Below are 13,365 nucleotides of genomic sequence, written 5' to 3' on the forward strand. Positions count from 1 at the left end.
GAAATACGGGGATTGCAAAAACTCCTTATCCTCAATGAGGGTAAGGAGTTTTTTTCTATGCTATTGGTTTACACTAAGTCTGAAATGGCACGGATATTATTGCTGATAAAGTGGCAAGAGGCGTCGAACTTCGCTTGTTCCTCTGGACTTAGTTCCAACTCGATGACCTCTTGAATTCCTCCGCTGCCGATAATCGCTGGAACGCCCGTGCAGACATCGGTGTGCCCGTACTCGCCGTCCAATACAGCAGAGACCGCTATAATTTTACCATCATCATTTAAAATGGAACGGGTAATGTATGCCAGAGCATTGGCAATACCAAAATAAGTGGCGCCTTTGCGGGTGAAGATTTCCCAGCCTGCATCCCTGGTTTTACGGGCAATGTCGTCCAGATCGACGTGGCTGAATCGTTCCTTATGCTGCCGTAAAATGTGTAAAAGCGGCTTACCGCCAATCGTTACGTGTGACCAGGCAACGAATTGGGATTCGCCATGCTCGCCAAGAGCATATCCTTGTACGCTGCGTGGATCTATGGAAAATACCTCAGAAAGCAACGTCTTGAGCCGGGACGAGTCGATAGAGGTGCCCGTACCGATCACCTTGTTGCGCGGCAGACCGGATATACTTTGTACCATATACGTTACAATGTCGACAGGATTAGCGGCAATGACGAATATACCGTCGAAGCCACCCTCCATAATCGCTGTTACAATCTCTCTGGTGATAAGCACTGCGTCGTCCAGTACAGACAGGCGGTCTTGACCTGGTCTAGGGTTGGCTCCAGCCGTTATAATCACCACGTCCATATCCGTGCAGTCTGCATACGTGCCTGCACGTACCTTAGTGCGTGTGGACGTAAACTCCATACAATGGGACAGATCCAGTGCATGGGCCAAAGCCCGATCATACGTGCGGTCAATCATCATGATTTCATCACAAATGGACTGATTAACCATTGAGTAGGCACAGCTCGAACCGACCATTCCCGCGCCGACAATAGCTACTTTCCTTGCCTTCCCCTTCATCTATGTTGCCTCCTCGTTCCAGCGAACGTTAATATGCTACAAATTATGCCTGAAATCCATTTTACGTTACATAACATAACATATTGCTGATCTTTTGAAAATATCCATTTTTTTGTCTCCATTCCGGAAAATTAAAAATGAACTGTGAAAGAGGTGTCTTTCTGCGATTAATTGTAGAATGAACGTAAATTATCAATACTTTTACTGGAAGGTAGGAGAGTGCACTTCAATTTATATTTAAGGTGACCGCTGTATAAATTATAACATGAACTATGTTGATGGAAGGAATAGTGCCATAGGAATTATAAAAGTATGACATTTATGTGATGCTCTTTAAAGAGTCTTTAGTGTACATAGAACGAAGTATTCTCTGCAATGTCGTTTCTTGTATTTCTACAAAGATTCCGTTATGACAAAGGTTCTTAGCAGTCTGCAATATTAGAATATTTTTGCCAAAGGGTTTCCAATGGATTTCGCGAATTCTACATATACAAGCTTATTTCTTTCCATACCATCCGGGGAGGTAATGATTAAATGGAAGAAATCAAATCGACGACGGAAGCAGCAAAACAGTTGGGAATCGGGGCGAGTACCCTTCGTAAATATGCAGCGGCGCTGGAGGAGCAGGGGTATGTGTTTCAGCGTTCCGCGAATCAATCAAGAATGTTCAGTGCTGAGGATGTTGAGTGCTTGAAGGTGATGCGGAGGGCGTTGCGTGAGCAGCATATGACGATGGAGCAGGCGGTTCAGGTGGTGCTTGAGAGAGTGACCGCTCCCTTTCCAATGGAGGATGAAGAATTCCGCTTGCCACCCATCTCGGATGCTGAGTCACTGACCGCAACCTGGGAAGAAATAATGGCGGCGGCTGAAGGCAGGGAAGAGACGGTCATGCAGGCTCAAGTCGCTGCTACAGTTGAACTGACAGAGTTACAGGATGAAATGAATGCTCAGACACTGTCAGAAGAACCCATGCAGCTACAATTGCAGGAAGAGTTCCAGACTTTGGCATCAACTATTGAGTATAGATTGAAGCAAGCGCCTGTATCTGTACAAACACAGGAGTCCGTAGAGCCACAAGAACTGGCGCAGATGCAGGACATGGTGCAAAACGCTTTGTTGGAAATGCGGAGCCGTTTGGAGGAACTGGAAGCAGAGCATAGTCGTTTGGTGGAGAAAAATGTTAGCTTATCAAACCAACTGGAGGACCATAAACGTTGGATGAAAGAGAGGGTCGAGGAAGAACGGGATCGGCAGTTAATTACGAATTTGCGTACCTACCAGGGCAGACAACGAAAATCGCGCAGTTCGTTGTTGTCCTGGCTTGGTCTGACACCACGCAGACGCAGAGAGGCATAATGATATTGTTTTGTCTAATAAGACCATCAGACCTATTTGGTTCTGATGGTCTTTTAGCGTATAAAGAAGAAATAAGAGGAATCCTTAATTTTATGTAGAAATATCTTTTGATCTACTATATTAAAGGAAGGAGAAATTCAATGAAGAAACAAAAGGAAGATATGAAGCTAAGTAAAATAATGAGCAAAATGCTGCGACACAAACCCGAGGAATCCGGGCTAAAGTTAGACATTACAGACGGCTCTTGTACTGTGGAACACTTACTTCAAATCATTCAAAGCTTGCCAGGCTGGTCAGGTGTAGAGCAGACTGATATTGAGCGGATCGTGCGCAATTCAGATAAGCAGCGTTTTGAAATCCATAACGGTAGAATCAGAGCTAGATATGGACATAGCTATCAAAAGATAGAGTATACTCCCGGGAATCCACCAGATGTACTATACCATGGTACGAATAAGCAAGCATTGCCATTTATTATGGCGGATGGTTTAGATCCTGTTGGCAGAAAGTATGTACATTTATCTGAAAGCACTAACTTTGCAGCATTAGCAGGGAGCCGAAGAGGTGAATTGGTCATGCTCAAGGTAAACACGATTAAAGCAAGAGAAGAGGGAATCGCATTTTATTATGCAGGGCATGAGGTGTGGCTTGCTGAGTGGATTCCTTGGGACTTGTGCAGTATTGATGATGAAGAGAGCAACACTTGAGGGGTTCTATAATTTTGAGGTTAATACATAATGCTAGTCTCCAAAATAAACAGGCATTCGCCGTAAAAATGGGGGAATGCCCCCCTTACGCATTTGACCAGGTCTACATACAATGATCCTGTAAATGAGCGAAGGGAGTGTTGTAAATGAGTCATATGTGCGGAGTAGGCGGTATGGGTTGCGGCGTAGGCGCATGGACCTCTGTAGGAGCGATTCTGGTTCTGTTTATTTTGTTGGTGATCATCTCTAAAACCCTGTTTCTGTAATTTCGGTCTTGGCCGATTTCCTGTAAAATGCACGAATGCTGCTCTACGTGACGAAGGGCGCACAACAATAAAGCGAAGACCCTTGATGAGAAGGGTCTTCGCTTTACAAGTTTAAGGGCCTATGGCTTCGCTGCTGTAACTCCATTCGGTTTACCTTGTAACTCAAGACTGTAGGGACTTGGCTTGAAATTCCGCAATATCCTTGAATTCTTCTTCGAATTTACGTGAAATGCGAATATAAATCGGCAGTAAATCGCGATAAATATCCACGTGTTCTGCTACCGGTTTGTGCTGGTGAGTGGTACCAATCATACCAGACACAGCATCCAGCGAATCAATCCGTCCCAGTGCGTACAAGCCTAGAATAGCTGCACCCAGACATGAGCTTTCCAGACTTTCGGGAATAATGACTTCCTGATCAAATATATCTGCCATGAGCTGTCTCCATAGTTCCGAGCGTGCAAATCCACCCGTGGCGTGAATGACTGACGGTCTGTCGATGACTTCTTCCATGGCGAGCATGACGGTATACAAATTGAACAGCACACCCTCCAGAGCGGCGCGAATCATATGCTCTTTTTTGTGACGCAGGGACAGACCGAAGAAGGAGCCGCGAGCATTCGGGTCCCATAGGGGCGCACGTTCACCGGATAAGTACGGAAGAAAGAGCAGACCGTCGGAGCCAGGACGTACCTGTTCCGCAATTTGGGTCAGCACATGATATGGATCAAGTCCCAGTCGTTTGGCCGTTTCCACTTCGGAGGCTGCAAATTCATCCCGGATCCAGCGGAAGACTATACCTCCGTTGTTCACTGGTCCGCCGATGACCCACAGCCTTTCGGTCAAGGCATAACAGAAAAAGCGCCCTTTGGCATCCGTGAGCGGCTTATCAACTACGGTGCGGATGGCTCCGCTGGTGCCGATGGTAACAGCGACAACTCCAGGCTTGATCGCATTCACACCGAGGTTGGACAAGACACCGTCGCTGGCCCCGATCACAAAAGGAGTCGTCTTCAGTAGGCCCATGTCATGTGCATAGGTCTCATCCAGCCCTTTGAGCACATGAGTTGTCGGCACCAGCTCGGATAGCTGCTCCTTCGTCACACCTGCAATATGCAGCGCTTCCTCGTCCCAGTTCAACTGCTGCAAATTCATGAGTCCGGTTGCAGAGGCAATCGAGTGGTCCACGACATATTGGTGGAATAACCGGGCAAAAACGTACTCCTTAATGGAAATGAATTTGTACGTCTGGGTCGCAACATCTGGTAAATCCCGTGTAATCCACATTAGTTTTGTGAGCGGTGACATAGGATGAATAGGCGTTCCGGTACGTAAGTAAATATCGTGTCCGTTGTATTCATGTTTGAGCGCTTCGGCCCATTTGGCGCTACGGTTATCTGCCCAAGTGATAGAGGCGGTCAGCGGTTTGCCGTTCTTATCCACTGCCAGTACGCTGTGCATGGCCGAACTGAAGGAGACGAACAGTACATGCTCAGCTGACACTCCGCTTTGTTTCATGACCTCTTGCACCGTCGTCACAACAGCTTTGAAAATATCTTCCGGATCTTGTTCTGCCGCATCCGGCTCAGGTGTATGGAGCGGATAGCCCACATGGTGCTGGGCGGCAATATTGCCGTTTTCTTCGAAAAGAACTGCTTTGGTACTGGTCGTACCGATATCGACGCCGATCATATATCGGGTGTCTGTCATATTCAATCTCCCCTTCACTTACCGTTATTAGCTCATTATCGTTAAGTTAACACACTCAGCAGCATAATCAAACCGAAAGCGACCAGGGAGAGGATGGTTTCCATAACGGTCCATGATTTTAGAGTCTGCGGAACCGTCATATTGAAAAATTCTTTAATCATCCAAAAACCGGCGTCATTCACATGAGACAAGATCAGCGACCCTGCTCCTGTAGCAAGGACGACCAGTTCGACATTCGCGCCGGGTGTAAGTGCCAGCACAGGTGCAACAATACCGGAGCCTGTCGTCATCGCGACTGTCGCTGACCCAGTGGCTACACGAATGAGCGCAGCGACCAGAAAAGCAAATACAATCACATTCATATGGGCTCCTGTAGCGACCGCTGCAATGGCCTGACCTACACCGCTGTTGATCAATACCGTTTTAAATGCACCACCGCTCCCGATAATTAAGATAATAGAGGCTGTTGGTGCCAGACATTCACTGGTAAAACGGGACAAGTCCTCTTTCTTTAGACCACGTGCATAGCCTAGCGAGAAAAAAGAAAACACGGCCGCAATCAGTAATGCCATAACCTCATCACCAATGAATTTGAAAAATACAGTGAGCGGATGTGTATTGGCCGGGTCTACAATTTCAGCGACTGATCTGCTAAGCATTAGAATAACAGGTAACAAAATGGTGAACAAAGTAATCCAAAAGGGAGGCAACGACCGCCCCGTCGTATTTCTGACTGCTCGTCCAGCCTCTCGGAAGGTCTGACCATGATTCTTTTGCCAATCCAAGCGCCGAAGACCGGGCCTGCAATAATGGCGGATGGGATGCCCACGATGAGTGCATATCCTATCGTGCGTCCAATATTGGCGTTAAAGGCTTCAATCGCGATCATCGGAGCCGGGTGGGGTGGTAAAAGGCCGTGTACCGTCGATAGTCCTGCCAGCATTGGAATACCGATTTTCAGCAGAGACATGTTCATTTTACGGGCAACCGTGAACAGGATGGGAATTAATAAAATAATACCAACCTCAAAAAACACCGGAATTCCCACGATAAAGCCTACGATCATCATCGCCCAATGAACGCGTTTTTCACCAAAACGATCCATCAGTGTAGTCGCGATGCGTTCGGCGCCGCCGGATTCTGCCATCATTTTACCGAGCATTGTGCCTAAACCGATCACGATGGCGATGGAGCCGAGTGTACTGCCGAGCCCTTTGGTGATGGAGGCAGTAACTTCATGTCCAGACATCCCGTTAACCAGTCCGAGAAATACCGACGAAAGCAGCAGTGAAACGAAGGGATTCCATTTGAATTTAGCAATCAGCAAAATCAAAAGAATGACGGTAACTAGCGCCCATATGAGCAGGGACGCGTTATGGCTTAAGCCGAATAATGTGTTCATGAAGGTATGCCTCCTTATTCTTATATGTATAGCTAAATGTATACTTGTCGACAACTTCAATTAAAAGAGAGCCGCGCCAGCGAGAAACGCATAAAGCGCGGTACATCTGCTCTTTGTCACGCATATTGTGGCTAGGACGATGTCTTTCTTCTGTAGGGAGACAGGACGCTATCGTTAACCGCGTTGCGGGTATCTCGATAATGATCCTCAATAAATCCTGACAACTCCTGAGCATCCCCCTGATTTAAAGCGTTTGCAAAGGTTCGATGTTTGTGAATCGTGACTTGTGATTCTTCGATGTTGGACGCAAATCGTTGTTCTGTTGCAGCTAACATGACCGTCAGGATTAGCTGTCTCATGCCATTCCAGGTATGAAGAATACGGGTATGGCCAGCTTCCAGAACCAGAGCTTCATGAAAATTAAAATCCTGAAGAGAAAATTCAACGACATCCCTGTACTTGAGAGCGACTTCCATTTTGTCAATCATCTGATTCAAAACAGTCACCAATGTGGCATTATCACTATGTACATACCTTTGTACAACAAAATGTTCAATCAGCATTCGCACATCGAATAGCTCCTCCATATCACCGGGTGTCATGCCGACGACAATCGCCCCCATGCGCTCCAGACGGATCAGTCCTTCGCCCGAGAGTGCCTTCAAGGCTTCACGCACCGGAGAACGACTGGTACCAAAATCGGCAGCAATCTGATTCTCAGATAGCACAGTGCCTGGTGTCTGAACGCCGCGTATAATCTGAAGCCGAAGTTCACAAGCAATCCTTTCCCCAAGCGATGCGCCCTGCAACCAGGTTGTTGGATATTTCATAGGATACTCCTATCTAGGAAATGATTTTGCATACTGGTATACAAGTTATGGAATATTATATACCCCGTTTAAGATCATTGTAAACGGTATCAGTTGACATCGGTTCCATTTCGCTGCTTTTAGCGTTACAATAGAAGTAGAAAAAAGAAGCAGTGAAAAGTGGAACGAACACGGAAAAGAAGGAGACCGTTTAATGATTATCATTAAAACCAAAGAACAAATTGAAAATATGAAAAAGGCTGGAGACATTTTGGCTGCTTGCCACCGGGAAATTGCCAAAATGATCAAGCCGGGCATTACGACACTGGAAATTGACGCCTTTGCGGAATCCTTTATGAAGAAGCATGGCGCAACACCGGAGCAAAAGGGCTATAACGGCTACCAGTTTGCAACTTGTGGCTCACCTAACGATGTGATTTGCCACGGCTTTCCGAATAAGACACCGTTGAAGGACGGGGACATCGTGACGATCGACATGGTTGTGAACCTGAATGGCTGGCTGGCAGATTCCGCTTGGTCGTATGCGGTGGGTAATGTGTCTGAGCAGGCGCAAAAGCTGCTGGATGTTACCAAGGAATCGCTGTATAAAGGGATTGAGCAAGCCGTTATCGGTAACCGGATCGGTGATATTTCCCATGCGATACAAACCTACGCGGAAGCGGAAGGCTTCTCGGTCGTACGCGAATTTATTGGGCACGGCATCGGAGAAGAGATGCATGAGCAACCGCAGGTTCCACATTACGGACCTCCGCACCGTGGACCACGCTTAAAAGAGGGTATGGTCATTACAATTGAGCCAATGCTCAACACAGGCACATACCGCAGTAAAATTGATGCGGACGGCTGGACCGCACGCACGTTGGACGGCGGCTTGTCTGCGCAATACGAGCATACGCTGGCCATTACAGCAGAGGGTCCGATCATTTTGACCCAGCAATAATAAAAGCAGGCATCCACCGCAAGCATACAGACTACCGTGGTGAATGGTCTGGACATATTACAGAAAAGGGGCTGTCCAGAGGCAGTCTCTTTTTCTATAAGCATTCGCTGCATATCCGTTCCAGTCGCAGGCATGAGCAGGCAGAACGGATGCTGTACATTGCAAAGTCAGAGGGGCTTAATCGAATACTTCCTTGTTTCGTGAATGCTTAATGTAGACCTGATAGACTAAAAAGACGAAAAGACCAAAAAGGCACGGCCTCCTGGCTGGGAGAACGTGTCTTTTTGGTCTATACAGCAACATGCGAGCATGCATGTTAAAAAACCGTTGGTCAGATGCGGACTTCTGTCTCGTCCGGAACGAATTGACGATATTGAAAATACATACGGAGCCGCCAGTGTAACAAGGTGCCGAAGGCTAGGATGAAAAATAGCCCTGCTGTCTGCGGAATGGTAATGTAATGCTGAATAAATTCATGCAGTAGCAATCGGACGATCAGCAGGCTGAATAGGATAAAGAAGAAGGTACGTGAGCGTTGCACGAAAACCAGCCCTTCTTGCAACTCAAATTTGGTGCTGCGGATCAACGGGTAAGAAAAAATAAACCAGCCGACCAGAAAGGCGCCCAGCGCCCAAAGCCAGGGAACCCGTACTTCCGGCACCACGAACATCATAAAACCGGTGCTCATGCCGAGCGGAGGGATGATGATTTTTTTGGCATTAATCGGGCGATGACCTGTCTTCATACGGATGAAAATAGCCGATATAGCGATTAAGATCATACCGAAGGTTGCGCCATATTGCAGCAATGGGGTGCTAATATGAAACATGGACTGGCCCCCTCTATAAGGAATATAAGCGTTATTGGACAGACTGCAAACCTTTCACATTATACCACATATGCAATGGATATATTTAGTTACAGTCTCTCCCCCGGCAAGCGGATTATACGCCTCTTGGTGATAACACTGGCCCTATAATTGGGTCTCTTTCATACTTATGCGAGTTCTGTTGCTTGTACCTCTCCCTGAGCTGATTTTTTCTCCTTTCGCATGATATAACCCATGGCTACAATAATAAGGATAAAGGCGATTAGTGCGAGAAAAGGAATGGTGATGAAATCGAACCAGTTTAGGTAATCCTGTTCACAGGATACTCTGCCGCAGGAAGTTGAAGTTTGCGTAGCTGCCTTGGCAGCTGCATGGATGCGCTGAATGGTAAAATGATAGGCCGAAATCGCACCTCCAATGATAGCCAACGGCATGACATAACGGCGTATCCCCGAATCCCCTCGAAAATAGGCGATCCCGAGTAGAAGGGTCAGGGGATACATCAGAATGCGCTGAAACCAGCATAGCTTACAAGGCTCATACCCCAAAATCTCGCTGAGATACAGACTGCCCAAAGTTGCCACACAAGCTACAACCCAGGCGGCAAACAAAGCAATATCTGTTTTTTTAAACGATCCAATCATAGTAACGCTCCTTTTTTAATTCAAATGAGAACAAAATGAACTCATTATGTCTTGTCCCATCGGCAGGCATCTGCCGATATGTATGTCTTTATCCGTATTGTACTGTATTTTGAGTGCAGGGTCATACTTAAACATATTGACATGACTAACTATCATTTTTATAATTGCAGTAGTTTGGGAAGTTAATGAGGATTCAAGTTAGATATATATCATAAGAAATTAGGAGTGTGCCCAGAATGTCGAGTAGTCCAAAAAATGAAACCCTATCTACGATTAGTGAAAGACACGCGGTAAAGAGCTATGTTAAGGATTTTAAATTGCCAGAGGAAGATTTGGAGGCTATTTTGACTGCGGCGGTAGAAGCTCCTTCCGCTTGGAACCTTCAACATTGGAAATTCCTTGTTATCGAAAGCGAAGCGGACAAGCAAAAATTGCTGCCTATCGCCTACAATCAGGGTCAAGTAGCGGAAAGTTCCGTTACGATTGCCGTATTGGGTGATTTGGAAGCGAACCGTAACACCGTCATTTATGATCAAGCGGTAGAAGCAGGCGCACTGCCAGCGGAAATCCGTGACGCATTGGTAGGTCAAATCAACGGCGCGTACCAAAACCCGCAAGTAGCTCGCGATGCAGCCATCCTGAACTCTGCTCTTGCAGCACAAAATATTATGTTGGCTGCTAAATCTCTGGGCTACGACACTTGCGCAATGGGCGGTTTCATTCCAGCACAGTTGATCGAGCAATTCAATATTCCAGCACGTTACCTGCCAACCCTGCTTATTAGTGTAGGTAAGGCACAAGTGCCAGCACGTCCATCAGGACGTTTTCCACTCTCTGAAGTTGTTGTAAAAGGCAGCTTCTAAGAAGATTTGTGAATATAAAAGGGTGTTCCAGCAACCGTTCGTGGTTGGGGAACACCCTTTTTTACGTCGTGTTAGACTATTAAAGTCCTGTTGTCAGCCCTTTGTTTAGTCCGAGCGTTTGGACACGAGATATACCAGCTCCAGCGTCAGGATCGGTAGAAAGACAGAAGCTGGATAGGCCAGATAGCGCGGCTCCCATTGCGGCTTGAACTTATCCTTAAAGCGCCGCAGCCCCTGAAAGCCGTAAAAATGTCCCCCATATTGGAAAACGAGTCGGGCCAGCTTTTCCTCGCGCAATGCCTTTTCGCTTTGCCCTACCTGGGACAGCGGTGCCATTCCCAGATTAAATGTCGTATACCCACTCTCCTTGGCCCACTCAATGACCCGTGTGAATAAATAATCCATCGTGCCATTTGGCGTGTCAGACAAGTGGCGCATCAGGTCAATGGAGACCGTCCGTCCATGATCATAGGCAGGGGCCATCGTAGCGAAAGCGATGACCTTCCCTTCAGAGTCCTTTAGCAATGCAATCGGAGCCAACTGAAGATAGGGTTCTTTGAACCAGCCGAGTGAATATCCCTTCTCCTTGCGCCCATCCAGCCAAATATTCGAAACCTGACGAATCTCCTCAATCAGTGACGCCTCTAGAGGCGGTTGGATGATTTCGAACGAGTAGCCCTCGCGGTCAAAACGGTTTTTGGCGCTGCGTAGCGCTTGATTGCTTTTGCCCGTCAGTGTAAATGATTCCAACGGCACCAGTGCTTCCTCGCCCAGTTTGAAAAAGCGATAGCCGTTCTCGTGATAGATGGACAAATACTCCGGCGAGGCCTGATAAAATACAGCCGTTAACGCATACCGATCTGCGAACCGCTGAAATTCCTGAATGGCTTCACTCACACGTTCTTTTGGACCGAGTGGATCACCTAATACAATCAGTTTGTCCCGGCTACGAGCATAGGGAATGACAACCTGTTCATTTTTGGTCCAATACAGATATTTATCGCCCAGAAAAAGCATATGAGAGACGAGATTACCACCCTGCCGTTCCAAAAATTCTTTTAGCTTATCCAGCTCCTGCTCGTCGGGTAGATTAGCGATGCTACGCTGAGGTCGAAGAAAGAAATATACCGTCAGGAATACCCATGCCAAAATCAGACTAAACACGGCGGTAACTCCGTAATCGCTGCGGTTCATAAAAAAGTCTAGATGGACCTTGGCATGCAAATGGCGCATAAAGGGAGTGTTGGAGCCTGCCCCAATGATAAAATAAGCCCCGGTTACGAGTAGAGATAATCCACCCCATATTAAAATGTTGTGCCGATTCAGCGGCGCACTGACCCGATAAAACCGCGAACGCGAAATCCATAGCATTAACGCCACAAACAGTAGGAATAAAGCTTCTTCAAAATCCAGACCTTTAGTGAAGGTGAAAATAGCTCCTGTCAGAAGCAGTATCAATGTCAGTCGTAATGCTCTGCGAATCCGCAGAGAGATTCCATGGGACAGAACGACAAGCATAATTCCGATGATGACCGAGATTTCATGCGACAAGCGCATGACGGGCAGGCTGAGCAAATGCTCAGCAAAACGAAGCCGATATAACAGACCGGGCGTAGCTGCCGACAAAAGAAGCACCACGCCGGAGATGAGTACCAGCTTACCAAGCGCCCATACCCCTAGATCGGCCAAAAACCGGAATTGACCAGGCCAGCCCCATACCTTCTGCCAGGCATTAAGGGAGTAATCCCAACCTGTCTCAGCTAGCTGATTCAGGCGCTCGTTACGCGGAATCATTTCCAGCGCGGCTAATACCAAGCCGATGAGCCACGGGATGATGTAATAAAAGACGCGAAAGACCAGTAGGACAGCCAGTGCCCGATCTGAGTTGGCTCCCGCCATTTGCAGCCCGAGCAGGGCAATGATGTCGAATGCCCCGACCCCTCCGGGTGCAAGACTGATTAACCCGGCAATCGCGGCTATTACATAAATACCGAACACAGCATGCATCGGCAGTTCATGGAGCAAGTGCGAGCCGATCCATGCAAAGGTAAGGCCAGCCAGCAGCCATTCCAGCAGGGAAGCACTGATGGAAGCGGAGATGGTGGACCAGGAAAGCTGTCCTTCTCCCTTGTTGAACCATGTGGAGTACCGTTTGGAGCGCTGCATGATCAGGAATAGCGGTAGGTACAATGCCATTCCCCACAGCGCCCAATGAAGCCACGGGTGAGCATCCAGTACAGGCTGTACCGGATACAGATGAACAATGGCTCCCCAAGCCAGCAAAGATAGTCCGGTAATGACGACTGGCGAAAGAAACACGACCGCAGAGGTGATGACACCCAACGGCACACCGCTTTTCTTATACAGTACTGTGCGAAGTCCCGCTCCTGTAAAGCCTGCAAAACCAAAGACATTATTAAAGGTATTGGAGATCCAGGCGTAGCGAAATGTTGTTCCAGGCTTGACCTGAAGCTTGAAATGATGTCTGATTACGTAATCATATGCACTCATAGCCGCCACAGCAACCAGTGAGAACAAGCCAATCTCGATGAGAAAGGTGGCATCCATTCGCCGCAGCTCATGAAGCATACGCGCCAGATTAAAGTCTTTTAGTTCTCGTCCGGCCTCCCATATAATAAAAGCCAGTACAGCCAACGGTAGCAAAATACGTGTCAATCGCTGCCTGTAGATGGTCATTATGAACTGTACGATTTTAAAAGATTGAATCGGTTTGTGATTAGATTTCATAGATTCACCTGCTTGGAAAAGAATGAGATATACACGGAATGAGGT

Annotated in this window: 11 protein-coding genes and 1 pseudogene; 5 read left to right on the forward strand and 7 right to left on the reverse strand. The window is 47.3% G+C overall.

From position 1 onward, the window contains the following. Nucleotides 1-68 precede the first annotated feature (68 nt). Nucleotides 69-1,025, reverse strand: a complete 957-nt coding sequence (locus MKY75_RS02245; protein ID WP_029514718.1) for an L-lactate dehydrogenase — start codon at nucleotides 1,023-1,025, stop codon at nucleotides 69-71. A gap of 534 nt (nucleotides 1,026-1,559) precedes the next feature. Between MKY75_RS02245 and MKY75_RS02250 the strand changes: the two genes are divergently transcribed. The 3 genes from MKY75_RS02250 to MKY75_RS02260 all read left to right on the forward strand — a co-directional run bounded on the left by MKY75_RS02250 (nucleotide 1,560) and on the right by MKY75_RS02260 (nucleotide 3,354). Continuing rightward, nucleotides 1,560-2,381: a MerR family transcriptional regulator gene (locus MKY75_RS02250; protein ID WP_340884179.1), complete on the forward strand. Its 822-nt coding sequence runs from the start codon at nucleotides 1,560-1,562 to the stop codon at nucleotides 2,379-2,381. A gap of 140 nt (nucleotides 2,382-2,521) precedes the next feature. Further along, nucleotides 2,522-3,088: an RNA 2'-phosphotransferase gene (locus MKY75_RS02255; protein ID WP_318627652.1), complete on the forward strand. Its 567-nt coding sequence runs from the start codon at nucleotides 2,522-2,524 to the stop codon at nucleotides 3,086-3,088. A gap of 146 nt (nucleotides 3,089-3,234) precedes the next feature. After that, a complete protein-coding gene (locus MKY75_RS02260; protein WP_013369112.1) occupies nucleotides 3,235-3,354 on the forward strand; it encodes a hypothetical protein in 120 nt (39 codons plus the stop codon). A gap of 162 nt (nucleotides 3,355-3,516) precedes the next feature. On the opposite strand, the gene gntK is transcribed toward MKY75_RS02260, so the two are convergent. From gntK to MKY75_RS02275, 3 genes and pseudogenes are all read right to left on the reverse strand, one after another. Beyond that, a complete protein-coding gene (gene gntK / locus MKY75_RS02265) occupies nucleotides 3,517-5,064 on the reverse strand; it encodes a gluconokinase (RefSeq protein WP_340884181.1) in 1,548 nt (515 codons plus the stop codon). 41 nt (nucleotides 5,065-5,105) lie between these two features. Next, nucleotides 5,106-6,466 (reverse strand): annotated as a pseudogene (locus MKY75_RS02270) (GntP family permease). Between the two features lie 131 nt (nucleotides 6,467-6,597). After that, nucleotides 6,598-7,296, reverse strand: coding sequence for a GntR family transcriptional regulator (locus MKY75_RS02275; RefSeq protein ID WP_165147990.1), 699 nt, complete (start codon nucleotides 7,294-7,296; stop codon nucleotides 6,598-6,600). A 193-nt stretch (nucleotides 7,297-7,489) separates the two neighbouring features. Here MKY75_RS02275 and map point away from each other — a divergent pair, with 193 nt between their 5' ends. Beyond that, nucleotides 7,490-8,236, forward strand: a complete 747-nt coding sequence (map, locus tag MKY75_RS02280; RefSeq protein ID WP_013308498.1) for a type I methionyl aminopeptidase — start codon at nucleotides 7,490-7,492, stop codon at nucleotides 8,234-8,236. 331 nt (nucleotides 8,237-8,567) lie between these two features. Here map and MKY75_RS02285 read toward each other — a convergent pair whose 3' ends face one another. Then, a complete protein-coding gene (locus MKY75_RS02285) occupies nucleotides 8,568-9,065 on the reverse strand; it encodes a CcdC family protein (protein ID WP_029514725.1) in 498 nt (165 codons plus the stop codon). Between the two features lie 167 nt (nucleotides 9,066-9,232). Further along, nucleotides 9,233-9,709, reverse strand: a complete 477-nt coding sequence (locus tag MKY75_RS02290; protein WP_039270297.1) for a disulfide oxidoreductase — start codon at nucleotides 9,707-9,709, stop codon at nucleotides 9,233-9,235. A 236-nt stretch (nucleotides 9,710-9,945) separates the two neighbouring features. Between MKY75_RS02290 and MKY75_RS02295 the strand changes: the two genes are divergently transcribed. After that, nucleotides 9,946-10,572, forward strand: a complete 627-nt coding sequence (locus tag MKY75_RS02295) for a nitroreductase family protein (protein WP_165147993.1) — start codon at nucleotides 9,946-9,948, stop codon at nucleotides 10,570-10,572. Nucleotides 10,573-10,677: 105 nt separating this feature from the next. Here the strand turns inward: MKY75_RS02295 and mprF are convergent, their stop codons facing one another. After that, on the reverse strand, nucleotides 10,678-13,320 hold the full coding sequence (gene mprF / locus MKY75_RS02300; RefSeq protein ID WP_029514728.1) for a bifunctional lysylphosphatidylglycerol flippase/synthetase MprF: 2,643 nt from the start codon (nucleotides 13,318-13,320) through the stop codon (nucleotides 10,678-10,680). Between the last annotated feature and the right edge of the window lie 45 nt (nucleotides 13,321-13,365).

Origin of the sequence: Paenibacillus sp. FSL L8-0663, assembly GCF_038008125.1 — a bacterium.
Lineage (GTDB): Bacteria > Bacillota > Bacilli > Paenibacillales > Paenibacillaceae > Paenibacillus > Paenibacillus polymyxa_D.